Here is a 24,038-nt window from a genome sequence, read left to right as displayed (position 1 = left end):
TGTAGTTCGAAAAGTAATGGCAAAAAATAGCCATAGTCCTACGGATTGTGTTTAAAATGAGCACACTCGTCGTTGTAACCCTCATCAATAGTCCCACTATTGATTTCGGCTTACGCCTAGATTGTGCTCATTTTAAACGACAACTCAAAATATAAACAAAGAATCAACAGACCCTACAACAACGTTACTAAAATAGCGCAAAAAAGTGGTGGTTTAACTAATAAATTGTGATCGAAGCCTAATTTTAATGTTTGTTTTCGAACATTGAATGGCAAAAAGTGACACGGTAGGTTAAAATTCTCAATAGCAAATTTCGTATTCGAATTTTTATAGTGGGGATTTTTATGAACGCAACGTCTACTTGTCGTTCACATAGCGATGTGATCATCATCGGTGGCGGCGCGACCGGCGCGGGAATTGCCCGTGATTGCAGCTTGCGCGGATTGAGTGCGGTGCTGTTGGAACGGCGTGATATTGCCACCGGGGCGACCGGGCGTAACCACGGTTTGCTGCACAGTGGTGGTCGTTATGCGGTGAATGATCCGGAGTCGGCAAAAGAGTGTATTGACGAAAATAATATTCTAAAACGAATCGCCAGACACTGTATTGACGATTGCAAAGGGCTGTTTATCACCCTGCCGGAAGATGATTTAAGCTTTCAACAGCCGTTTTTGCAAGCCTGTGAACAAGCCGGGATTGATGCTTTGCAAATTGAGCCGGCATTGGCACGTCGCTTGGAGCCGTCGGTCAACCCAAATTTAATCGGCGCGATTGTGGTGCCGGATGGCAGCATCGACCCTTTCCGTTTAACTTCTGCCAATATGCTGGATGCCAAAGAGCGTGGCGCCCAAGTGTTCAGTTATTGCGAAGTGCGACAGTTGATCCGTGAAGGCAGTCGAGTCATCGGTGTTAAAGCCTTTGATCATAAAAATAAAATCGAACGAGAATTTTTTGCACCGGTGGTGATCAATGCCGCAGGGATTTGGGGACAAGGCATTGCCGAATATGCCGATCTGAAAATCAAAATGTTCCCGGCAAAAGGCGCCTTGTTAGTGATGGGACACCGTTTAAACAGCATGGTGATCAACCGTTGTCGCAAGCCTGCTGATGCCGATATTCTAGTGCCGGGCGATACCATCAGCGTTATCGGCACCACATCCAGCCGAATTCCCTACGATCAAATTGATAATATGCAGGTGACACCGGAAGAGGTGGATATTTTGATCCGTGAGGGCGAAAAATTGGCGCCTAGCCTACGGCATACTCGGGTGTTGCGTGCTTATGCCGGGGTGCGTCCGCTGGTGGCAACCGATGATGATCCGTCGGGGCGTAATGTCAGCCGTGGCATTGTGTTGCTCGATCACGCTGAACGCGACGGTTTGGACGGCTTTATCACCATTACCGGCGGCAAATTGATCACCTATCGTTTGATGGCAGAATGGGCGACCGATCTCGCCTGTAAAAAACTCAACAAAACCGCACTTTGCAGCACCGCACAGCTTGCATTGCCCGGTTCGAATGAAAGTGCGGTCGAAACGCATCAAAAAATCTTTTCACTGCCGACGCCGCTGCGAGTTTCAGCGGTATATCGTCATGGTTCTCGTGCCAGTGCATTGTTGGAAAAAGAGCGGCTGGATCGCAGCCTGATTTGCGAATGTGAGGCGGTGACTGCCGGTGAAGTACGCTATGCGGTTGATGAATTAAAAGTCAATAATCTGGTTGACTTGCGCCGCCGCACCCGAGTCGGGATGGGAACTTGCCAAGGTGAACTATGTGCCTGCCGTGCTGCCGGGCTGATGGCACGCTTTAAAGTCGCCAATCCGCAGCAATCCACCCAGCAACTGGCCTCTTTTATGGAAGAGCGCTGGCGCGGGATTGAACCGATCGCTTGGGGCGATGCGTTGCGTGAAGCGGAATTTACCTCATGGGTTTATTATGGCTTACTGGGGCTGAATGATGTGCCGCTGCCGACACCACAACAACTACAAGGAACCGACAACAATGAAGTTTGATAGCTTAATTATCGGTGGCGGCTTGGCTGGGCTGATTTGTGGCATCCGTCTGCAACAAAGTGGCCAGCGCTGTGCCATGGTCAGCAATGGACAGAGCGCACTGGATTTTTCTTCCGGTTCGCTGGATTTGTTAAACCAACTGCCAAACGGTGAAAACGTACAATATGCAGCGCAAGGATTAGTGCAACTGGCTCAGCAACAGCCGCAGCATCCCTACAGCCTGTTAGGGGCGGAGACCGTACTGGCGAAAGCGGCACAATTTGAACGGCTTGCCGCAGCGCTGAAGTTGAATTTAGTGCGTGGTGGGCAACACAACCATCTGCGTTTGACACCGCTGGGTGCATTGCGTCCGACCTGGCTTTCGCCTGCCAGTGTGCCGACCTTTGACTGGGTTGACAAAATCTTATCACCACAGAAAGTGGCGGTATTGGGCATCGAAGGGTTTAACGATTTTCAGCCGCAACTGCTGTGCGACAATATGCAGCAGCTACCGCACTTTCAACAGTGGCAGATTCATTTTGATTATCTGCATATTCCGGAGCTGGATCACCTGCGTAACGATGCCCGTGAATTTCGCAGCATCAATATTTCACAGGCGTTAGAGCACAAACTGAATTTTCAGCAGTTGGTGGCTGAACTGAAAAAAGCAGCGCAAGGGGCAACCATGGTGTTTTTGCCGGCGTGTTTCGGTTTGGATAATGATGACTTTTTAAAACAGTTACAACAAGCTTGCGGCATCAAACTGTTTGAACTGCCAACCTTGCCACCCTCATTGCTGGGCATTCGCCAACACCGTTTATTGCAACAAGCCTTTGAACAGTCCGGTGGAATTATGATGAAAGGCGACAGTGTCCTGCGTGCCGAGATGCACGAAAACCGTGTAACCGCACTTTATACCCGCTTGAACGAAGAGGTAGCGCTGAGTGCCGATCATTATGTGTTGGCAAGCGGCAGTTTTTTCAGTAACGGTTTGGTTGCTGAATTTGATCAGATTGTCGAACCGATTTTCGGGCTCGATCTGTTTAGCCAGCAACAGCGCAGCCAGTGGACTCATCGTCGTTTTGCCGCTGCTCAGCCTTATCAACAGTTTGGTGCTAAAATTAATGCCCATTGCCAAGCGATGAAACAACAGACGGTGATCGATAATTTATATGCGATCGGCGCGGTGGTGGGCGGTTATGATGCCATTCACCAAGGTTGTGGTTCCGGGGTGGCGGTGGTGACTGCCTTGGCAGCAGCAGATCGAATTTTGCAGGAGAAAAGCGTATGAATTTACAGGAATTGATTCAACAGGCAGAGCGTACGCAAACCCAAATTCATCAAGACAACAGTTTTGAAAGCTGCATCAAATGCACAGCTTGTACTGCCGTTTGTCCGGTTTCTCGCAATAACCCGTTCTATCCGGGACCGAAACAGTCCGGTCCTGACGGCGAGCGTTTGCGTTTGAAAAGTGCCGAATTTTATGATGAAGCGTTGAAGTATTGCACCAACTGCAAACGTTGCGAAGTTGCTTGCCCGTCCGATGTCAAAATCGGCGATATTATTGTGCGTGCCAGAAATCGTTACAGCAAAAAACAGGATAAACCGGCAATTCAAAAACTGCGTGATGCGGTGTTAAGCAACACCGATATTATGGGATCGCTTTCCACGCCGTTTGCACCGGTGGTCAACGCATTGACCGGTTTGAAAGCCACTCGTTTCTTGTTGGATAAAACCCTGAAAGTGGCTAAACAGCGCAGCCTGCCAAAATATTCATTCGGTACTTTCCGCCAGTGGTATGGCAAGGTAGCGGAAAGGCAGCAGCAGTATGCAGAAAAAGTGGGTTACTATCATGGCTGCTATGTCAATTACAATAATCCGACCTTGGGCAAAGAGCTGATTGAGGTGTTTAATGCAATGAATATCGGCGTGCTGTTGTTGGAAAAAGAGAAATGCTGTGGCGTGCCGTTGATGGTCAACGGTTTTCCAGAACGGGCGAAGAAACAAGCCGAGTTTAATCTTCTACAATTGGAAAAAACGGTTAGCGAGCGCAAATTGGATATTGTCGGCACCTCTTCCACCTGCACCTTGACCCTGCGTGACGAGTATCAACATATTTTAGGCTTGGACAATCACAAAGTGCGGTCGCATATTCAATTGGTGACACGCTATTTATACACCCTGTTGCAGCAAGGCAAAACGTTACCGCTGAAACCACTGCCGCTGCGAGTGGCATATCATACCGCATGCCATATGGAAAAGAGCGGTTGGGTGCCGTATACCATTGAAGTATTGCGAAAAATTCCGCAATTGGAGATTGTGATGCTCAATTCACAATGCTGTGGCATTGCCGGTACTTACGGTTTCAAAGCGGAAAATTATGACACGGCACAAGCCATTGGCAATGGCCTGTTTCAACAGATTGATCAGGGCGGGTTTGACTATATTGTTTCCGATTGTGAAACCTGCAAATGGCAAATTGATATGTCCACCAGTCGCCAATGCTTGCACCCGATTACCCTGTTGGCGATGGCGCTGGATAATCCAGTTAGACAGTAAAAGTACCGGCAGTTTCTGAGCACAAAGTGCGGTATCCCACTGCACTTTGCGCAAAAATATGTTTTAATAGACAAATTAACTCATCTTACAACCGCTCTTTGTGTTATGAATAATATTGCCTTATCTTACCTTCTTAATTTGCTGGCGCGCCGTGATTACAGTGTGTATGAAATTCAACAGAAAATGCGGGCAAAGGCATTCAGTGAAGCGGAAATTGAAACGGTGATCGAACACTGCCAGCGCAAAGGCTGGCAAAGCGATCAGCGCTTTTGCCAACACTTTGTGCTGGCACGTAGCCGCAAAGGTTACGGTCCGTTGCGGATTCGGCAGGAGTTGCAGCAAAAAGGGATTGAAACAGCGCTGATTGCGCAACAACTGGCAACGGATGAGATTGACTGGTTTGCGCTTGCCGAGCAGGTGTTTACTAAAAAATATGGCGATCATACGCCAACAGAGTGGACGCCGGTACTGAAACAAAAGGCTTGGCGCTTTATGTTAAGTCGTGGTTTTCAAACCGATCACTTTTCTCATTTGCTGAATATCGACAGATCCTAAAATATTTGCCGATTTTTTAATCTTTTGATTGCGCCCAGACGGAGTTTGTGGCTAAATACAGCAATTCGAATTTCCTAATTTATCATATAGTTAGAATATTTCTTATAGCTTAATGGATTAACTATGATTAGTATTGAAAAATACCGCTTTTCGCATTTTGAGGCGCTGGTGCACTACCAACTGCCGCCGGAGCAGGCATTGTATGCGCCGGATCCGTCACAATGGTTTAATGGGCATACCTTGCTGCTGGAAAGCAGTATGACTGCGGTCTCCATTTTAAAAAACCAACAGGTGGTCGGCTTTTTCATTTTAGATCGCGGCGTGGATAAACTGGAATTTACCCATAATCCGCAATCGATTTTGCTGCGCTCCTTTTCGGTTAATCCTCACTATCAAGGACAAGGCATTGCGAAAACTGTAATGCAACCGGGATTGTTGGAACCGTTTATCTCACAACAATTATCACCCAGCTGCAATGAAATCGTGCTGGCGGTTAATCCTGCCAACCAGCACGCTTATCAGTTGTATCTAAAGTGCGGTTTTTGTGAAGTGGGTAAAATGGTGATGAGCAGGCGCGGTACACTTTGCTCTGCTTTACGGCGTCCGATTACAGGTTCACAGCTTGATTGAGCAACTCTTCTAGCTGCTGCTGAGCCTCTAGCCAGTCAAATTCCACCTGTTCTAAGGCTTTTTTCTGTTTAACCTGTTGATCCAACAGCGTAGTTAACCGCACTTTGTTCTCTTCTTGATAAAGTGCGCTGTCGGCAAGCTGATTTTCAATCTCGCTTAATTGTGCGCTGTATTGCTCTAACTGGGTTTCCAGTTTGCGCAGTGATTGACGCAACGGCGCACTTTGTTGCCGCAGTTCCGCTTCGAGCCGTTTTTGCTCCTTGCGGTTGAGTGAGTTTTCTGTTTTTTCAACTGCACTTTCAGCGCTTTTATCAACAGTTTGATTAGCATTGTCGTTCAGCCATTTTTGATAATCGTCCAAATCGCCGTTGAAGTCTTCCACCTTGTGATCGTGCACCAGATAGAAATCGTTGACGGTGTTGCGCAGCAAATGGCGATCATGCGACACCACCACCAAAGAGCCTTGATAATCGACCAATGCTTCGGTCAAAGCTTGGCGCATGTCTAAATCCAAATGGTTGGTCGGTTCGTCCAACAGCAGTAGATTCGGGCGTTGCCACACAATCAGCGCCAACACCAAACGCGCTTTTTCGCCGCCGGAAAAACTGTCCACCGCCTGTTTGACTTTGTCACCGTGAAAAGCAAAACCACCGAGATAATCGCGCAGTTGTTGTTCAGTCTGTTGCGGCGCAAGGCGTGCCAAATGCCAAAGTGCGGTTTCGTCAGCGCGCAGCGTGTCCAATTGATGCTGGGCAAAATAGCCTAGTTGTACCCCTTTCGCCAGTTGCACCATACCGCTTTGCGGTGCTAATTCTTCCGCTAATAGTTTGATTAAGGTGGATTTGCCGGCACCATTACGACCAAGCAAGCCGATGCGTGAGCCGGGAACCAAGTTCAATTTCACTGATTGCAGCACCGTATGATCAGCGTAACCGGCACTGACTTTCTCCATGCTTAGAATCGGATTTGGCAATGAAACCGGCGGACGAAATTCAAATTTAAACGGATTGTCTACATACGCCGGTGCGATCAGTTCCATGCGTTCCAGTGCACGAATCCGGCTTTGCGCCTGTTTGGCTTTGCTGGCTTTGGCGCGAAAGCGGTCGATATAGCTTTGCAGATGTTCCACTTTTTGCTGTTGCTGGCGATAGAGCGCATTTTGTTGTGCCAGTTTGGTGGCACGCTGTACTTCAAACGAGGAGTAATCGCCGCTATATTCGTTCAGTTGTTGCTGTTCGATATGCAGAATTTTACTCACTACCGGATCGAGAAAATCGCGGTCGTGCGAAATCAGAATCAATGTGCCCGGATAGCGGCTCAACCAGCGTTCCAGCCAGATCACGGCATCCAAATCCAAGTGGTTGGTCGGTTCATCCAGCAGTAGCAAGTCAGAGCGACAAATCAGCGCTTGCGCCAGATTCAGCCGCATCCGCCAACCGCCGGAAAACGACTTGACCGCACTTTGCAGTTGTTCGTTTTTAAAACCTAAGCCGTGCAACAAGGTGGCGGCACGAGACTGAATCGTCCACGCATCGATGATGTCCAATTTGGCGTGCAGCAGTGCGATTTGGTTGCCGTCATTGTCAATATTTGCCTGTGTCAGTTCTTGGCTCAGCTGAATATATTCCCGATCACCTTGAATCACATAATCCAATGCACTGATGTCCAACGCTGGGGTTTCTTGATTAACCCATGCCAATGACCAATTTGACGGAAATTTGACCTCACCGCCTTCGCTGCTCATCTCGCCTTTAAGTAAGGAAAGTAAAGAGGATTTACCACAACCGTTTTTGCCCACCAGACCGACTTTTTGTCCTGGATTAATCGTCGCGTTAGCATGTTCGAGCAGCGTGGTCAGTCCGCGCTTCAAAGTAAGATCAGTAAAAAAAATCATTTTTTGTTTTATTTTGTTAACAGATTATTGCACAATAATAGCATATTTTTCTCACGTTCAGGATGAATAATGTTTGACTCTTTGATTGTGCAGTTCGTCGTACTTTGGGCGGTGATCGATCCAATCGGCTCCGTACCGGTTTATCTTGCAAAAACAATTGGTTTGCCGCTGGAAGCGCGCCATCGGATTGCGCGTAATGCCACCTTGATCTCCGCCGGAATTTTGGTGTTTTTCTTGGTTGCCGGTCAATTGTTGTTAGAGGCAATGCAGATTCCCCTGACGGCATTCCAAACTGCCGGTGGTTTGGTACTGTTATTATTTGCCTTGACCATGATTTTTGGTGAGGGCAAACCGAGCGAAGAGATGCGAATGCCGTCCAACCTGAACGAAATTGCGGTTTATCCGCTGGCGGTACCGTCGATTGCTTCGCCCGGTGCGATGATGGCTGTGGTTCTGTTGACCGATAATCACCGTTTTAATTTTGGTGAACAGATGCTCACTACGTTGATTATGTTGATTATTTTGCTTATCACTTATCTGCTGTTTATTGCTGCCAACCGCATTCAACGGATTATCGGTACCACCGGCGCTGCGATTATCAGTCGGGTGATGGGCTTGATTCTGGCTGCGGTGGCGATCAACAATATTCTGCTCGGCGTGCGTGATTTCTTTATGTATGTGAAATAATAAATACGAAAAACTGACCAATACCGTCACTTTAAGACCAATATAACGTTGGTCTTTTTTCTGTTTAACATCCTGCTTGTTGACCTTATTCCACACTTTGGGTAATCTCAAATCCTATTTTTAATTTATGTAAAAAAATAATGACATAATCGGGTGTTATTTTTACAGTCGGGTGAGTCGAGGTTTCAGTGTCGCCAATATCGAAAGAGATGAAAAGTGCGGTAGCCGAAGTGCCGCTTTACAGTAACAAACGAGCACAGCGTGCTGCCTTGAGCAGCTTTATGGGGGCGGTGGTTGATTGGTACGATTTTTTGCTGTACGGCATTGTTGCCGCCTTGGTATTTAATCACCAGTTTTTTCCCAATATCAGTCCAGCGATGGGCACGCTGGCGGCGTTTGCCACTTTTGGCATCGGCTTTTTATTCCGCCCGTTGGGTGGCGTGGTGTTCGGGCATTTCGGCGATAAACTCGGGCGCAAAAAAATGCTGGTTTTGACGGTATTTTTAATGGGCGGTTCGACGGTGTTGATCGGCTTGCTGCCTAATTTTGAGGCTATTGGTTGGGCGGCGCCGGTGTTGTTGGTGATGCTGCGTGCGATTCAAGGCTTTGCTGTCGGCGGCGAATGGGGTGGTGCGGCATTGATGGCGGTCGAAAGCGCTCCTCCGGGCAAAAAAGCGTTTTACAGCAGTGGCGTGCAAGTCGGTTATGGTGTCGGCTTAATGCTGGCGACCAGCAGCGTATCACTGATTATTTACTTTTTCGGTAACGAGGCTTTTCATCAATGGGCATGGCGGATTCCGTTCGTTGCCAGTGTGGTGCTGTTGCTGGTGGCGTTGTGGATTCGGCGCAATCAGCAGGAATCGACCGAATTTGAGCAAACGATGGTCAATACCCAAAAACAGGTTCGGCGTATGCCGATTATCGAAGCGGTCGCTCGCCACCCGAAAGCCTTTTTATACATTATCGCCTTGCGTTTCGCCGAATTATTAACCATGTATCTGGTCACTAATTTTGCCTTGAACTACTCGACCGTGCATTTGGGGATGTCGAGCAGTGTTTTTCTGAACATCGGTTTATTGGTCGGCGCAGTCAGTTGTGTCAGCATACCGCTGTTTGCCAAAATTGCCGATCATTACGGCTACCGTCGTATGTGCGTCGGTGGCGGGATTATCGGCGCATTGAGTGCGGTGCCGTTCTTTTTGGCAATGGAACAGGGCAATCTGTTTTTGATTTACCTGTTTGCGATTCTGCTTGCCAATATTGCGCATGATATGGTGGTGAGCGTGCACCAACCGTTGTTCACTGAGTTTTTCGGCACGGCTTACCGTTACAGCGGTGCCGGAGTGGGCTATCAGGTTGCCAGTATTGTTGGCGGCGGCTTTACCCCGTTTATTGCCGCAGCATTGGTGACTTGGTATGACGGTGCTTGGTATCCGGTGGCGATCTATTTGATGGTGGGGTGTTTATTAACCGCGCTGGCGGCGGCAAGTATGCAGCGCAATTAATTCAACGTTTATCGGTTCACTGTCGTTGATTCCGGAGCAGTGGGGTGAGCGGATTAAACTGTTCGCAAGCCGTCAAAAAGCCGCAATCTGAGACTGATGCGGCTTTTTTGATCGCAGCGCTTAGAAGCCGACGCTTAGAAGCGATAGGCGATATTCAGATAGGTCTTATTGCCTTTTTCCTGTTGATAGCCGTTGTGCTGCCAACCTAATATTGCCTGCCAAGCGTGGTAGTTGACTGCCAGCGCCAGTTGTGTCCGCAGATGAGCACGCTGGGTGGCGGTAGCCGTTTGGGTGATTACCACGTTATCTAGCTGACTGCTGACATCAAGCGGGCGGGAAGCTAAATGTCGGATATAGGCAACGGAAATACTCGGCACCAACAGCCAGTCGGCATAACGCAAAGTGCGGTCTAGCTTCAGATCCAGCAGTGCATTGACTTCGCTTTGACGAATACCGCCGGTACGCAGCGCCAGCTCGCTATCGTGTTCGTTAAAACCTTTCAGCTTCAGGCGGTTGAGTTGTACGCCGATTGTCGGTTGCAGTGACCAATCGTTGTGTTGCCATACATAACCCGTACTTAAACCGAGGTTACCGTTCCAGCCGTGGGTTTTGCCTTTAGCGGTGGTTGTAACGCCTTTAAAGTGGCGTTGTTGCTTGTAGTGGATTTTTGCCAAAGACAAATCGCCTTCGATAAACCAGTTTTGTGCCAAGCCCAGATAATAGCGTCCGCCAGCAGAAAAACGGGTTTCACGCATATCGGCGTTGGCGTTAGTTTGGCTTATATCAAATCGGTTGTTGGCTAAAGCCAAGGTCAGCAATGCCCGTTCGGACAGCATTTTGTTGATGCCCAACGCCAGTTGTTTGCTGTTGTATTTCACTGCTGTACCATGCTGATTTGCCTGATAACGGCTGTTATCACGTCCGTTTTCGAGCCACACTTGCCATTCACCGTTTTTCAAGGCTGTGGCTGTTGACAATTGGCGATGTAACAAAGTGCGGTTTAATGCCGCTTGATCGAGCAGATAGCTGATTCCGTTGGCATAAATACTGTTACCCAAATTTGCGGGCAAGCCTTGCCAATCGCCGCTTTGCAACGTGCGGTTCAGCCATTGGTTATAATCGCTGCGGCTGAATGCCAAACGGCTATCGCGCAATTGGTTTAAGGCGTTGATTGCCTCAGCTTCATTGCGGTTGGCGCTGTTGGTGGTTAAGGTTGCCGCATTGACGTTCAGCACAACGGCGTCCTGGGTAAATTGCAAATCATAGCGCAAGCCTTGGGTTAACAGCGCTTGCGGTTGAACTAGGGCAGAAAAGCCGCCGCTGTAGCTTGCGCCGTTTTTCAGTTGCAGTAAGTATGCTGCGGGCTGCCCGGCTTTTGCTTGGGTAGCGTTCAGCTCGGCAGTCAGTTCGGCAGTGGTCAGTCGCCCAGCCAACCGCACTTTTGCCGTGCTGCCGTCAGCAATAATGCCCTGTGTTGTCCGCAAGTCGAGTAGTGCGGTCTGTTGCAAGGTTAAGGCGTGTAAAAAGCGCATGCCTTCGGCATATAGGGTTCCGCTGATGTCGGTTGCGGCATCAATCACACCGTGGCCGCTCAAGCTGCCTTGCGGTTTGATTTGCACGGTTTGGCTGTGCAGGCGTTTGTTGATCTCCAGATTGCCGTGTTCAACCAGCGCATTTTTCGTTAAATAGGTATCGCCTTGCAGCGTCAGCCCACCAGCGGCAACAGTAATGCCTTTTAAGTGATTGCTGTTGCCGCCCAATGTCAGCCTTGCCGCTCCGTGTTTCGTCAGGCGCCCACCGGCACTTAGGCTGTTTGACCAGCGATCATCCTGTTTCAGGTTGTAGCTTTCATCACCGAGTAACTGTGCCGGCCCGTTGATTGCCTTGCCCAGATTCAGCATGCCCCAACCGAATTGCTCATCAACGCCTTTACTCCCCAAATCAGTGGCAGTGGTCAGCATAACATCACGTATCTGCGCCATACTCATATAATCAAATCGCTGCTTCAACACTGCGGCGGCGGCACTGACCGTCGGTGCTGCATAAGACGTGCCTTCTTCAATTGCAAAGGTATAATCGACTTCATCGGCTTGCGGATCACCTTTTACGGTCAGCAATACCATGCTGCCGGGGGCTGCGATACACCAGTTTTTGCTGACGCCGCAATGATTAGAATAGCTTTCCAGCCGGTGATCCGCGTTGACTGCAATCACCGATAGATAGTACTTCTCCATTTGTGGAAAATAGCGTGGTAATGCGGCTAAAATTCCGGGCTGGCGTTTTGATTCGTTGCCGGCGGCAAAAACGTGTAAAATCCCCTTTTCGGTTGCTCGTTGTAAGCTGTTGATCAGCACATTGGACAAATCCAGCGTGCCTTTATATTCGCGATCCATCTCATCTACACGGTTAGAAATCGGATCTTCATTCCAGCTGTGGTTCATCACATGCAGTGTCGGCACTTTGTCAATCATATGGTTGATGGCACCGGCAAACAGGGTGCGTGTAAGAGGGTTTTTACCGAGCAGCAATTTTTTGTCTTGTTGCTGATCGCCACTCTCTGCTACTGGGTCAGGGGTTGCTTCGTAGGAGGTTTGATATAGCGTGACACCTTTTGCGATGCCACCAAAATAATCCAGTTGTGGATTGAGTTTGGATTTCTGTGCGTCGGCGACAATAATCCCGCTGACTTGTCCGCCGTGGTTGCTATAAACCAGTTTACCGCTGTCCTGATCTTCTGCCACCGTCAAGATATTCGGGTCAAAGGTGTAAGGTTTGCTGTTCAGTGTTAGTGTGAAAGGCAACGGCGTGATATTTTGCTTATTTTTCAATAAAGGGTGCTGGTTAAAAAATCCGGTATCGACTACACCGACTACAATCCCTTTGCCGTTATAACGGGCTGCAATATTATCCGTCAAGCCAATCGCTTCTTTTGGCTGCTTCAAATAAGCGGCCAAGGCTTCTTGATCTTTACTCAAGGGTGCCGCTTGAACTTGAGCGCCAAAGAGGGCAGTACTGATCACCAAATTCAAGTAAGACGAGTTAAATTTAAACATTAAAACTCCTGTTTTATTAGGGGCTGTTGCTTTTTAAAATTATATTGATGAAAACGAGTTAACAATTGTTTTCAGCTCCAAAAGACGGCGACACTTTATGTAATAAAAAAAGTAACGACAAGGTATTATCTGTAATTTAATTGAACAATCACAATGATTTACCTCAAAATAAAGAGGGTGTCTGTTTTTTATAATCCGGGTAAATCGGCATAAAGAAAGGTGTTGTAGTGAGCATAAAAAAGCAGCCCGAAAGGGCTGCGGTTGATAAATCAGCGTAATGTGATACGAAAAGTGCGGTTAGTGTCGGGTATCCAGCTCTTCTTCATCGTCATAATCATCATCTTCATCGAAAAACTCGCCGTCGTCGCCGTACTCGTCGTCATCGGCATTCGGATCTTCAAAATAGGTTCCCCAGCCGTCATAAAGACCGCCGTGTTTTTCGATCAGGGGAATCAGTTCGTCTTGTTGCGCGCTGATTAATTCGGCTTTCAATTCGATTTCGCTGATGATGTCACAGCAAAAAATATCATGCCCGTCTTCATCTTCCAGCTCTTCAGCTTCGGATACTTCGTAACCGGCTTTGAACGCATCAACTGCGATTTTTTCCAGCTTGTCGAAATCTCGATGCGAGACGTGGTGTTCGATGATGTATAGCGCTTGCGGATCGCTGCCGTCGTCCAGCAAATCTTGGATAATCTCTTGAGTTTCTTGTAATCGTTCGGCTTTACTCGGTTTCATGGCCTTTCCTTTAAATGTGCAGTTGAATTTACCGTTTCATTGTAAGGCTCGGCTACAAATAGCACAATGGAATTTTAGGGGCTGTTGATGTAGCGGCGAAAAGCAAAGTGCGGTTTTAAACTGTTTTTTAGATAATTGCCTTTTTAAACAACCACTTTTTAAAAAACAGTTATCCAGTTGTTAAGATTTAATTCGAGTTTGACCAAAGCGTGATCTAGATCACTCTTTAGAGGTAAATAACGCTTAAATATTTGCTTCAAGCGCCTATAATTTTTCTCAGAAAATTTTTTAATTTATTAACTTTAGGAGAAATCACTATGAGCAAAACAACAGCGGATGCGGTTGTCAGTCCGGCACAGGTAGAAGTCAATCATTTGGTTGAAAACGGCCTGGTTGCCCTTGAAGAGTTTCGCAAGCTGAATCAGGAGCAAGTGGACTATATTGTGGCGAAAGCTTCAGTGGCTGCACTGGATCAGCATGGCGTGCTGGCGTTACATGCGGTTGAAGAGACCGGACGAGGCGTGTTTGAAGACAAAGCCACTAAAAACTTGTTCGCCTGCGAATATGTTGTTAACAATATGCGCCGTTTGAAAACCGTCGGCGTGATCAGCGATGATGATGTCACCGGGATTACTGAAATTGCCGATCCAGTTGGAGTGGTTTGTGGTATCACCCCAACCACCAACCCAACTTCAACTGCTATTTTTAAAGCATTGATTGCTTTGAAAACCCGTAACCCGATCGTATTTGCCTTCCACCCGTCGGCTCAGCAGTGTTCCGCCCATGCGGCACGTGTGGTGTATGAAGCAGCAGTCGCTGCCGGTGCGCCAAAACATTGTGTGCAATGGATTGAAAAACCATCAATGGAAGGCACCGCCTCATTGATGAAACATCCCGGCATTGCCACTATTTTGGCAACCGGCGGTAATGCAATGGTGGAAGCAGCTTACTCTTGTGGTAAACCGGCACTGGGCGTGGGCGCAGGCAACGTGCCGGCCTATGTGGAAAAAAGCGCTGACATCAAACAAGCGACTCACGATATTGTGATGTCAAAATCGTTCGATAACGGCATGATTTGCGCCAGCGAACAAGCGGCAATTGTGGATAAAGAAGTGTATGACGAATTTGTTGCCGAGATGAAATCTTACGGTGTGTATTTCGTCAATAAAAAAGAGAAAGCCCTGTTGGAAGCGTTTATTTTCGGGGTGAAAGCCAATGGCGCTAACTGCTCCGGTGCCAAATTGAACCCGAATGTAGTGGGCAAATCCGCCTTCTGGATTGCACAACAAGCCGGTTTCAGTGTGCCGGAAAAAACCAATATTCTGGCGGCTGAATGTGCCTTAGTCGGGGAAAAAGAGCCGCTGACCCGTGAAAAACTGTCACCGGTATTGGCAATTTTAAAATCCGATTCAACCGAAAATGGATTTGAATTAGCAGAACAAATGGTTAATTTCCACGGTTTGGGGCACTCGGCGGCGATTCATACCAAAGACGCCAAGATCGCCAAAGAATACGGTGAACGAGTGAAAGCGATTCGTGTGATTTGGAACTCGCCTTCGACATTCGGCGGCATCGGCGATGTGTACAACTCCTTCCTGCCTTCTTTGACGTTAGGTTGTGGTTCTTATGGTAAAAACTCCGTCGGCAACAATGTCAGTGCGGTCAATTTGTTAAACATCAAACGGGTCGGCAGACGGAGAAATAATATGCAATGGTTTAAAGTGCCTTCAAAAATCTACTTTGAACGAGACTCTATCCAATACTTACAATCAATGAAAGGCGTGGAGCGTGTGGTGATCGTCACCGACCGCACGATGGTGGATTTGGGCTTTGTGGAAAAAATTGCGCACCAATTGACCACTCGTGGCAATCATGTCACTTATCAACTGTTTGCCGACGTTGAACCGGATCCGAGCATCGAAACCGTGCGTCGCGGCACCGAATTGTTGCGTAACTACCAACCGGACACTATCATTGCATTGGGCGGCGGCTCGGCGATGGATGCGGCAAAAGTGATGTGGCTGTTCTATGAACAACCGGAAGTGGATTTCCGTGATTTGGTACAAAAATTCATGGATATCCGCAAACGGGCATTCAAATTCCCACAATTGGGGCGCAAAGCCAAATTTATCGGCATCCCGACCACCTCCGGCACCGGCTCTGAAGTGACCCCGTTTGCGGTGATCACCGAAGGCGATAAAAAATACCCGATTGCGGATTATTCGTTGACGCCGACCATTGCGATTGTCGATCCGTCATTCACCATGAGTGTGCCGGCACATGTGACTGCCGACACCGGTTTGGACGTGTTGACCCACGCCACCGAAGCCTATGTTTCTACCTTGGCGAATGATTTCACCGACGGTTTGGCACTGCAAGCGATTAAACTGGTGTTTGAATATCTTGAACGCTCGGTGAAAAACGGCGCCTCTGATCCGGAAGCGCGCGAAAAAATGCACAATGCCTCAACTATCGCAGGGATGGCGTTTGCCAATGCGTTCTTGGGTATGAATCACTCGCTGGCGCACAAAATCGGTGGCCGTTTCCACACCCCGCACGGACGCACCAATGCGATTTTGATGCCGCATGTGATCCGTTACAACGGCACTCGCCCGCAAAAAACGGCCACTTGGCCGAAGTATAACTACTACAAAGCCGACGTGAAATACCAAGAAATCGCCAAAATGTTAGGCTTGCCAAGCAACACGGCAGCGGAAGGCGTTGAGTCTTTTGCCCAAGCGTGTTCTGATTTGGCACAAAGAGTCGGCATCAAAATGTCGTTCAAAGAGCAAGGCTTGAATGAGCAAGAATGGATGGATAGCCGCCGCGACATCGCCCTGTTGGCATTTGAAGACCAATGCTCCCCAGCCAACCCACGCCTGCCGATGGTGGAAGATATGGAGCAAATCTTAACCAAGGCGTTTTATGGTGACAAATAAAACAACACGTTAGTTTTAGCTCAATAAACAAAACCGCACTTTGCTAGTCAGATGGACTGGTGAAGTGCGGTTAGTTAGTTTTAGATGCTTAGTGTTTTATGCTTTGCCATTGAGTCGTTCGATTTTTTTCGATTCTAACTTCATAACACCACGGTGTGTCATAATACAACAGAAGATACAACCAAAAACGGCAAATAGCAGCAGGTAGAAGCCGGCATCCCAACCAAAATTATGAGCTAGAATACCGAACAATGCTGTTCCAGAAAAACTGCCAAGCACATAACTTAATAATCCCCGTAGCCCGGTCGCTGATCCAGCAGCAAATGGTGGAACCAACTCAATGGTTTGCAAAGAGGATAGAAACATCGGCACATAAATTAAGCAACCGATAACGCCGGCACCGATAGTGACAGTCAATAAATCTTTGCCGCCCCAATAGGCAAAAATCGCCACGCCAACTCCCAGCAAAGTAATAATTGCCAAAGGCATCCGTTTTCCTTTGAAATAAGTATCGGTTACCCAACCGGCTAAAATAGTGGAGGGAATTGCAGCCCACTCAAAAATAGCGAATGCAGTTGACATTTCCCCTTTGGTAAATCCTTTGGTTTCTAGTAAATAGAGTGGTAACCAAGTTAAAACACCAAAACGGATCATATAAGTAAAAACATCAATAAAGGAAACAAACCAGACATTAATATCTTTTAGAATATATTCTTTAAAAATATCCCAAGAGCTTAGTGAGGATGTATCTTTTTTATTGACGACTAACTCCTCATCTTCATTTTTAAGGATGTCGACTAGTAATGGCAGCCCCTCATTATAGGTTTTACCAGTGCCAATAATATAGAAAATTAAGGCAATAATAAAAACAATAGCGACCGGAATAATAAAATTAGCCGCTTGCCAATATTCAGTACCTAAGAATGCCATTGCTCCACCAGCAATCGGGGCAATTAATCCACCGCCTACATTGTGCGAAATATTAAAAATTGCAGTAGTTACCCCTCTAGATTTTCGTGGGAACCAATTGGCTAAGATAACATAAGCCGGACCAGCCCCCATTCCTTGAAATAACCCATTGAACATGACTAAAATAAAAAACATCCAAAAGGCGCTACTGAATCCCATCATCAAATTTACAAGGCCTGAGAGGATTAATCCAAAAATCATAAAATGTTTAGGATTAGATTTATCCGCTAGTACACTCATAAATCCTTTGCTAAGCCCATAAATAATGAGCATTGCACCAGACATAAATCCAATATCTGATTTGCTGAATTGATATTCGCTGATTAAATATGGTGTTGATAAAATAAAGTTATTACGCACAATATAATATGCAGCATAACCAATAAAAATACCAAAAAGCGCGCGCCATTTTAAACGGTTATATTCAATTAATATCTTATCGTTTGGGACGGCTACACCGGGTTTAGATTTTAATAATGAGATCATTTATCCTCCAGAGATGAAATCAGTGAGTATGTGATTTTTTGCCTAACATACTCATAAATAATAGAATAATGGCAAATAAGCATGATGCGATTAGTGTATAAAAACCTCCATCCCAACCAAAATGGTCAACGACTCCGCCTAAAACGACTCCGGCAAAAGCAGAACCAATTAAATAACCTAATAATCCAGTTAATCCTGTTGCGCTGCCGGTGGCTTTTTTAGGAACGAGATCTGCGGCATGTAGCCCAATCATCATTACCGGCCCATAAATAAGAAATCCAATAGCAACCAGTGCAATATTATCTATTAATGGGTTACCCGCCGGATTTTTCCAGTAAACAAAAATGGCAATTAATACGCCAACCATAAATAGTATTGTTGCTGGAGCACGACGACCTTTAAAGACTTTATCACTTAAATAACCACTAACCAGCATGCCTGGAATACCTGCCCATTCATATAAGAAATAGGCAGTTCTTGAGCTTTTATGCGAGAAATCTTTTACCTCAGTTAAATAGGTAGGTGCCCAATCGACAACACCATAACGAATAAAATAAACAAAGATATTGGCAACGGCGATATACCATAAGACGCGATTGTTTAAGACATATTTAAATAAGATTTCTTTTGAGGTTAATTCTCTTTCAATAACTTCTGAAGTGGCTTCTTTAGGATAATCATTACGATACTCTTCAATTGATGGCAAGCCACAAGATTGCGGTGTATCTTTCATTAGAAAGAAGGTTAGGATTGCCAGAAAAATAGCAATAATAGCCGGGAAGAAGAAAATGCTGTGCCAAGTACCAAATAAGAAAATACCTAACCCAGCTAATGGCGCAATCAAGCCACCGCCTAAATTATGGGATACATTCCACCACGACCACTTTTGACCTCGCTCATTAGTTGAAAACCAATGTACCATCGTTCTCGCATAAGGAGGGTAGCCCATCCCTTGAAACCAGCCATTTAAGAAGCTCAGCACAAACATAATCGGAATACTGGACATAACGCCGGGAAGTAAACCGAACATCAGGCTGATAAAAGCACTTAACAGTAGGCCTGCGGTAGCAAAATATTTTGGATTGCTGCGATCAGAAATATTTCCCATAACAAATTTACTGATGCCATATGCAATTGATACACCAGTTAATACTATACCGAGTTCAGCTTTACTAAAGCCGGTCTCGGCTGTCATATATGGCATTGCTAAAGAAAAATTTTTCCGCAACAAATAGAAGGTTGCGTATCCAATAAAAGTTCCCCAGAATACCTGCATTCTCAATTTTTTATACTCAGGATCTATCTGTTTGTCGGGTAAGCGATCAATGTGTTTAGCGGGAGCAAAGATAGAAAAAAATGACATAGAGACTCCTATAATTAGGTTTGTAATGAATAAAAAATATGTTATTTTTTAATATATTAAGTAAAAGTAAAATTATAGCAATAAGTTCATTTTGGGTTAAAATTGACCCAATTATTAAATTAAATGTGTCAATTTTGACAAATATCGATTTTTCCAAATTGTCCATCTGTTTATTTAGGTCAGTTTTGAGTGTTTTATGTGAATTATAATAATTTTATTGGTGTGAAAATATTTATAAACTGTGATCTTTATCACTATTAGAATAGGGCTTGTAATATGCGTATATATCATTTCTTTATTGCATTAGTGTTATCTCTATTATTTCAGGTAAAAGCTGAAACGTTAACGATTGGAACAACATTATCTGTAGATTCTTTGCAGTATTTAATCGATAAATGGCAAGAGGAAATGGATGGTAATCAAGTGAAAACAGTAAATAGAACAGCGATGTCATTAGAAAGGCTATTAATGCAACCCAATGAAGTGGATATTATATTTAGTTCCTCTCCAATATTATTATATAATTTAAAGGAGAATGATAAGCTAGCTATCTTACCTAAAAAATCACAACAAAATAATAAGTTAATTCCTGAATACCTAAATCAATATGCTGTTGCGGTTGCTTTTTCTGGGTTCGGGATTCTATATAACGAGGCATTACTTAAAGAACGAGGAATGAATTTACCCACTGATTGGCAGGACTTATTAGATATAAAATATAATGGTAGTGTAGTAATGAGCTCACCTTCTCGATCAGGTACAACACATTTATTGATTGAGATGTTATTACAACAGCAAGGGTGGAAGTCTGGATGGGCTACAATATTAGAGATGTCATCCAACTTATCAACGATTTCCTCTAGAAGTTTTGGAGTGGCTGAAAAATTGAAGTCTGGTTTGGTTTATGCAGGACTAACGATAGATAATTATGCTAACCTTGCTTTAAAAAATAAAAATTTAGGTTTTCAATATTTTCCTAATTCTATAGCATCAGCCACTTTTTTAGCTATTAATAAAAATAGCCAACACAAATTACTAGCTGAAAACTTTATCGATTTTTTATTAAGTGAAGATGGGCAGAAATTTATCTCAAATTCTAATAATGGTAAGTTTCCAGTAAATAAATTGCCTGAGGATCACCTTCTTTTTTACCAGCAACAGAGATTATTAGATCAAGATCAAATTAATCATAAATTACTCTTAGAGAGGAGATTGATCGTAGAGAAGTTATTTGATCTTGCTATTACTTTTAGGTTAAAGCAGCTACAAGATACATGGAATGAATTATATAAAAAAGAAGAAAAATTAGGTTATAGATTGCAAAAAATAAGGAATTTATTAACATCGATACCTATCAGTGAGAGTGACATTAATCAAGATTTTTTATTACAAATAAAAGGAGATCAGAATTTTTTATTGAAAAAAGAATCAGAGTGGATTTATTTCTTTCAAAATAAAAATGACGAGGCGATAAAAGAACTTGGAAAAGTTAATTAAATTAAAAAAAGTTAAAATTGCAGATAAATTACGCAATGCACTTTGGTTTAGTACATTTTTAACAATTATTGTCGGTTTGGTAGGACTGCTATCTTGGTATCAACAAAATAAGCAAGTTGATTACATACTATCTTATCATATTCCACAAGAAAAAATCATTTTTAAATTTGAAGATAGCTTTAATTATTTTGTGGATGATTTTAATGAGTTCATTAATATAAATAATAATGTACTACGTGAAAAATTATACAAGCAGCTATCAGTTAGAATTGTAAACATACAAGATCTTGTTAAAAAAATTAATGATAGAAATAGTAGGGATAATCTCTTAATAAAAACAGAGGAATTAAAGGATATTTTGATCTTGGTAAATAATAATATTTATAGAAATATTATTTTAAAGCAAAATCTTGAGGAGTTTAATACTAAGATAAATTGGTTACATGATGATTTTACAAATGAAGTGCTTGCGCTAATACAAGAGATAAATTGGCAGCAATCTAGTGTTTTTGAGCAAAAAAGAGATGATGATTTAAAAAGCGCTAAGTTGAATAATTTACAATTAGAGTTACAGCATGTTTATAATTTGTCTTATATAGAAAATCAACTTAAAAATGAATTGTTAGCTTTGATTTATAGTAACCCTGATGAAAAAATTAAGAAGTATTATTTTTCAGATTCTATTTCAAATTTAAAAAATATTTTAAGCCAAGGTTATATAGAAAAATATCCTAGCGTAACAACACTTCATCAGTTGCTTAATTCATTTTTTGAATTATTATCTGAAAAAAATGGTGTCCCGTTTATATTTTTGCAATATCAACACTCAAAATCTGAGTTTAATCAAGTGATTAAAGAAAAAGACGATGCCTTAAGTCAAATTAGGTATATTGTTGAACAGCAAGTTATTGCTAATCATGAAGCACTTAATAACTTAAGTAACTCATTAAATAAACTGACATTAATTGGAGGTTGGTTAATTTTATCTTCTATTTTTCTTGCATTGCTCTTCCTTTACTTTTTTAATAAAATTTATATTAGAAAAAATTTAATTAAACGCTTTATGGCATTGAGTCAATCGGTTTCTTTATTAAGTAAAGGGGATTTTAATACTAAAATTATAGTAGATGGAAATGATGAAATTACAAGAGTTGCTAAATTTTTAAAAATATTTTCTAAAAATACTCGTGAGAGGATAGAAATAGAGAAAAATTTGAGAGCTACACAAGATGAATTAATTCAATCAGCAAAATTAGCTACAGTCGGTAAAACAATGATGATTTTAGCGCACGAAATAAATCAACCACTTAATGCATTATCAATTTATCTTTTTAGCATTAAAAAATCATTAAAAAAAGAAAGTGGTTTAATTAGAATAAAAGAGCAAGTTGAAAAAATAGATCAATTAGTAGAAAGAATAAATCACATAATTAAACAATTACGTCAATTTACTAAACGCAGTAACCATGAATTATCACCTACTGATCTAAGAAGTAATATTTATAGCGCTTGGGAGATATTAAAGTTACAGTATAAAGTTAATTCTGTACATTTAATGATAAATGGTGACAGTGTTGTTTTGGCTAATAGTATTTTTATTGAACAAGTTTTTGTTAATCTTTTTAATAATGCCTTAGAGGCTTGTCGTTTAATAACACCTTATTTACAAGTTGATATTGAGCGTTGTGATCAGATTACCAAAGTGGGGTTAAGTGATAATGGTCCCGGTTGGAATTTATCACAAGCAGAGTATTTAATGCAGCCTTTCATGACGACTAAAAAAGTAGGGCTTGGTTTAGGGTTATCGATTAGTCAAACAATTATGCAACATTGTCATGGAAATTTATATATTGCATCTACTTTGGATAAACATGCACAAATAATCCTTATTTTTCAAAATAGTGAGCTGGCTTATGATAAATGATAATACTATTCTATTAATTGATGATGATCTTGATGTGCTTTCTGCCTATAGAAATTTATTAGAAGATGATTATTCTGTTTATGTAGAAAGCGATCCAAGCGTAGTGTTAGATAAAATTAGTCTTGACTGGATAGGTGTTATAGTCACAGATGTTTCAATGCCTGAAATTTCTGGTTTAGAGTTATTAGTGCGGTTACAAGCTTTTGATAAAAATATTCCGGTTATTTTAATTACTGGACATGGTGATATTCCAATGGCAATTGAGGCTATGAAAAAAGGAGCATATCATTTTTTAGAGAAACCTATAAATCCAGAGCAACTATTAAATTATATTGAGACTGCGTTGGATGAAAGACGTTTATATATTCAGAAAAAATTATGGCAGCAGAAGGAGTTAACCCTTAATTTCATTGGAGTGAGCGGATGGGCTAAGCAACATCGACAATATTTACAGAAATTATCTGAAATAGAGCTTCCAGTATTTATATTTGGCGAATTGGGTACAGGAAAAACATTATCAGCTAGATATTTACATCAAATATCAGGTAAGAAAGGAACAGTAGAGTTTATCGAGCTATTTGATATGTATTCACCTGAAAATTTACAAAATAAATTAGATGAAAGTGTTTTTTCTACATTAGTGATTGAAAATATTGAATACTTATCTCTTCCGGCGCAGCGTTTACTATTAAAATTAGAGCACAGTCAAGAAAAACGATTTAGATTGATCTTGAGCAGCCACTATTCTCCAGCACAATTACTAGAGCAAGGAAAGTTACTACCTGAATTATTTTATTTATTCTCCTTGACGCAATTAGAATGTTTACCGTTATCAAAGCGTTTAAATGATATTGAAGTGTTATTTCGTCATTTTGTAGACTTAACTTGTAGTCGGTTAAATAAAAAGAAACCAGCAATTAATAAAAATATTTTACAGAATCTATTAGTACAAAATTGGGTTGGTAATGTAAATCAATTAATGCATGCAGCAGAGCTCTTTGCAATTGGGGCAGTTATTTTAGAAAATAAAGTATATACCACAATGATTGAAGATAATGTATTATCATTAGATTCATTAGTTAGTGAATATGAGAAAAAAATTATTACAGAAATTCTAGATCGCTTTCAAGGAAAGGTGCAAGCCGCTGCTGATTATTTGCAAATACCGCGAAAGAAACTTTATTTAAGAATGAAAAAATATGAGTTAAATAAAAAACATTATAAAGAGTAAATATTAAGAGTGCAAAA

General features: G+C 43.2%; 16 protein-coding genes. 11 read left to right on the top strand and 5 right to left on the bottom strand.

Annotated features, from left to right (window positions below):
* Positions 1 to 344 precede the first annotated feature (344 nt).
* The 5 genes from glpA (at position 345) to EDC16_RS03210 (ending at position 5,735) form a co-directional block, all read left to right on the top strand.
* Positions 345 to 2,012 (top strand): anaerobic glycerol-3-phosphate dehydrogenase subunit A, encoded by a 1,668-nt coding sequence (gene glpA / locus EDC16_RS03230; RefSeq protein WP_132965343.1) that lies wholly within the window; start codon positions 345 to 347, stop codon positions 2,010 to 2,012.
* Entirely contained in the window at positions 2,002 to 3,282 is a 1,281-nt protein-coding gene (glpB, locus tag EDC16_RS03225) for a glycerol-3-phosphate dehydrogenase subunit GlpB (protein ID WP_132965341.1), read from the top strand. Before glpA ends, glpB begins: the two co-directional genes overlap by 11 nt.
* On the top strand, positions 3,279 to 4,550 hold the full coding sequence (gene glpC / locus EDC16_RS03220; RefSeq protein ID WP_132965339.1) for an anaerobic glycerol-3-phosphate dehydrogenase subunit GlpC: 1,272 nt from the start codon (positions 3,279 to 3,281) through the stop codon (positions 4,548 to 4,550). The genes glpB and glpC overlap by 4 nt, the downstream gene beginning before the upstream one ends.
* 105 nt (positions 4,551 to 4,655) lie before the next feature.
* Positions 4,656 to 5,105, top strand: a complete 450-nt coding sequence (gene recX / locus EDC16_RS03215; protein ID WP_132965338.1) for a recombination regulator RecX — start codon at positions 4,656 to 4,658, stop codon at positions 5,103 to 5,105.
* A gap of 123 nt (positions 5,106 to 5,228) precedes the next feature.
* Positions 5,229 to 5,735 carry a GNAT family N-acetyltransferase gene (locus EDC16_RS03210; protein WP_132965336.1) on the top strand — a complete coding sequence of 169 codons (507 nt, stop codon included), beginning with the start codon at positions 5,229 to 5,231 and terminating at the stop codon, positions 5,733 to 5,735.
* On the opposite strand, the gene EDC16_RS03205 is transcribed toward EDC16_RS03210, so the two are convergent.
* Complete coding sequence (locus EDC16_RS03205) at positions 5,713 to 7,629, bottom strand: ABC transporter ATP-binding protein (RefSeq protein ID WP_132965334.1); 1,917 nt, start codon at positions 7,627 to 7,629, stop codon at positions 5,713 to 5,715. The genes EDC16_RS03210 and EDC16_RS03205 overlap by 23 nt on opposite strands.
* 69 nt (positions 7,630 to 7,698) lie before the next feature.
* Between EDC16_RS03205 and EDC16_RS03200 the strand changes: the two genes are divergently transcribed.
* Both EDC16_RS03200 and shiA read left to right on the top strand, forming a co-directional pair.
* Positions 7,699 to 8,316, top strand: coding sequence for a MarC family protein (locus EDC16_RS03200; RefSeq protein ID WP_132965332.1), 618 nt, complete (start codon positions 7,699 to 7,701; stop codon positions 8,314 to 8,316).
* 188 nt (positions 8,317 to 8,504) lie between these two features.
* The gene (gene shiA / locus EDC16_RS03195) at positions 8,505 to 9,821 is read left to right on the top strand and encodes a shikimate transporter (RefSeq protein WP_208857767.1); all 1,317 of its coding nucleotides are present in this window, start codon (positions 8,505 to 8,507) and stop codon (positions 9,819 to 9,821) included.
* Positions 9,822 to 9,955: 134 nt separating this feature from the next.
* On the opposite strand, the gene EDC16_RS03190 is transcribed toward shiA, so the two are convergent.
* Entirely contained in the window at positions 9,956 to 12,874 is a 2,919-nt protein-coding gene (locus EDC16_RS03190) for a S8 family serine peptidase (RefSeq protein WP_132965330.1), read from the bottom strand.
* Positions 12,875 to 13,171: 297 nt separating this feature from the next.
* Positions 13,172 to 13,612: a ribonuclease E inhibitor RraB gene (gene rraB, locus EDC16_RS03185; protein ID WP_132965328.1), complete on the bottom strand. Its 441-nt coding sequence runs from the start codon at positions 13,610 to 13,612 to the stop codon at positions 13,172 to 13,174.
* Positions 13,613 to 13,929: 317 nt separating this feature from the next.
* Between rraB and adhE the strand changes: the two genes are divergently transcribed.
* Positions 13,930 to 16,551, top strand: coding sequence for a bifunctional acetaldehyde-CoA/alcohol dehydrogenase (adhE, locus tag EDC16_RS03180; protein ID WP_132965325.1), 2,622 nt, complete (start codon positions 13,930 to 13,932; stop codon positions 16,549 to 16,551).
* A 96-nt stretch (positions 16,552 to 16,647) separates the two neighbouring features.
* On the opposite strand, the gene EDC16_RS03175 is transcribed toward adhE, so the two are convergent.
* On the bottom strand, positions 16,648 to 18,006 hold the full coding sequence (locus EDC16_RS03175) for an MFS transporter (protein WP_132965324.1): 1,359 nt from the start codon (positions 18,004 to 18,006) through the stop codon (positions 16,648 to 16,650).
* 19 nt (positions 18,007 to 18,025) lie between these two features.
* Positions 18,026 to 19,369: a glycerol-3-phosphate transporter gene (gene glpT, locus EDC16_RS03170; protein ID WP_132965322.1), complete on the bottom strand. Its 1,344-nt coding sequence runs from the start codon at positions 19,367 to 19,369 to the stop codon at positions 18,026 to 18,028.
* A gap of 276 nt (positions 19,370 to 19,645) precedes the next feature.
* Between glpT and EDC16_RS03165 the strand changes: the two genes are divergently transcribed.
* From EDC16_RS03165 to EDC16_RS03155, 3 genes are read left to right on the top strand one after another with little or no spacing between them, the layout of a single operon-like run.
* Positions 19,646 to 20,866, top strand: coding sequence for an ABC transporter substrate-binding protein (locus tag EDC16_RS03165; protein ID WP_132965320.1), 1,221 nt, complete (start codon positions 19,646 to 19,648; stop codon positions 20,864 to 20,866).
* A complete protein-coding gene (locus EDC16_RS03160) occupies positions 20,850 to 22,790 on the top strand; it encodes an ATP-binding protein (protein ID WP_132965318.1) in 1,941 nt (646 codons plus the stop codon). Before EDC16_RS03165 ends, EDC16_RS03160 begins: the two co-directional genes overlap by 17 nt.
* Positions 22,780 to 24,021 carry a sigma-54-dependent transcriptional regulator gene (locus EDC16_RS03155; protein ID WP_132965316.1) on the top strand — a complete coding sequence of 414 codons (1,242 nt, stop codon included), beginning with the start codon at positions 22,780 to 22,782 and terminating at the stop codon, positions 24,019 to 24,021. Before EDC16_RS03160 ends, EDC16_RS03155 begins: the two co-directional genes overlap by 11 nt.
* The last annotated feature ends 17 nt before the right edge of the window (positions 24,022 to 24,038 follow it).

The sequence above is a fragment of the Testudinibacter aquarius genome (assembly GCF_004342725.1).
Taxonomy (GTDB): domain Bacteria; phylum Pseudomonadota; class Gammaproteobacteria; order Enterobacterales; family Pasteurellaceae; genus Chelonobacter; species Chelonobacter aquarius.
This window is presented reverse-complemented; position numbering and strand designations above follow the sequence as displayed.

Bases quoted from the DNA above. Each gene is read 5' to 3' on its own strand.
- glpB (WP_132965341.1), top strand. From the start codon at position 2,002: ATGAAGTTTGATAGCTTAATTATCGGTGGCGGCTTGGCTGGGCTGATT.
- EDC16_RS03175 (WP_132965324.1), bottom strand. From the start codon at position 18,006: ATGATCTCATTATTAAAATCTAAACCCGGTGTAGCCGTCCCAAACGAT.
- EDC16_RS03155 (WP_132965316.1), top strand. From the start codon at position 22,780: ATGATAAATGATAATACTATTCTATTAATTGATGATGATCTTGATGTG.
- EDC16_RS03200 (WP_132965332.1), top strand. From the start codon at position 7,699: ATGTTTGACTCTTTGATTGTGCAGTTCGTCGTACTTTGGGCGGTGATC.
- rraB (WP_132965328.1), bottom strand. From the start codon at position 13,612: ATGAAACCGAGTAAAGCCGAACGATTACAAGAAACTCAAGAGATTATC.
- glpA (WP_132965343.1), top strand. From the start codon at position 345: ATGAACGCAACGTCTACTTGTCGTTCACATAGCGATGTGATCATCATC.
- glpT (WP_132965322.1), bottom strand. From the start codon at position 19,369: ATGTCATTTTTTTCTATCTTTGCTCCCGCTAAACACATTGATCGCTTA.
- recX (WP_132965338.1), top strand. From the start codon at position 4,656: ATGAATAATATTGCCTTATCTTACCTTCTTAATTTGCTGGCGCGCCGT.
- adhE (WP_132965325.1), top strand. From the start codon at position 13,930: ATGAGCAAAACAACAGCGGATGCGGTTGTCAGTCCGGCACAGGTAGAA.
- EDC16_RS03205 (WP_132965334.1), bottom strand. From the start codon at position 7,629: ATGATTTTTTTTACTGATCTTACTTTGAAGCGCGGACTGACCACGCTG.
- EDC16_RS03190 (WP_132965330.1), bottom strand. From the start codon at position 12,874: ATGTTTAAATTTAACTCGTCTTACTTGAATTTGGTGATCAGTACTGCC.
- EDC16_RS03210 (WP_132965336.1), top strand. From the start codon at position 5,229: ATGATTAGTATTGAAAAATACCGCTTTTCGCATTTTGAGGCGCTGGTG.
- glpC (WP_132965339.1), top strand. From the start codon at position 3,279: ATGAATTTACAGGAATTGATTCAACAGGCAGAGCGTACGCAAACCCAA.
- EDC16_RS03165 (WP_132965320.1), top strand. From the start codon at position 19,646: ATGCGTATATATCATTTCTTTATTGCATTAGTGTTATCTCTATTATTT.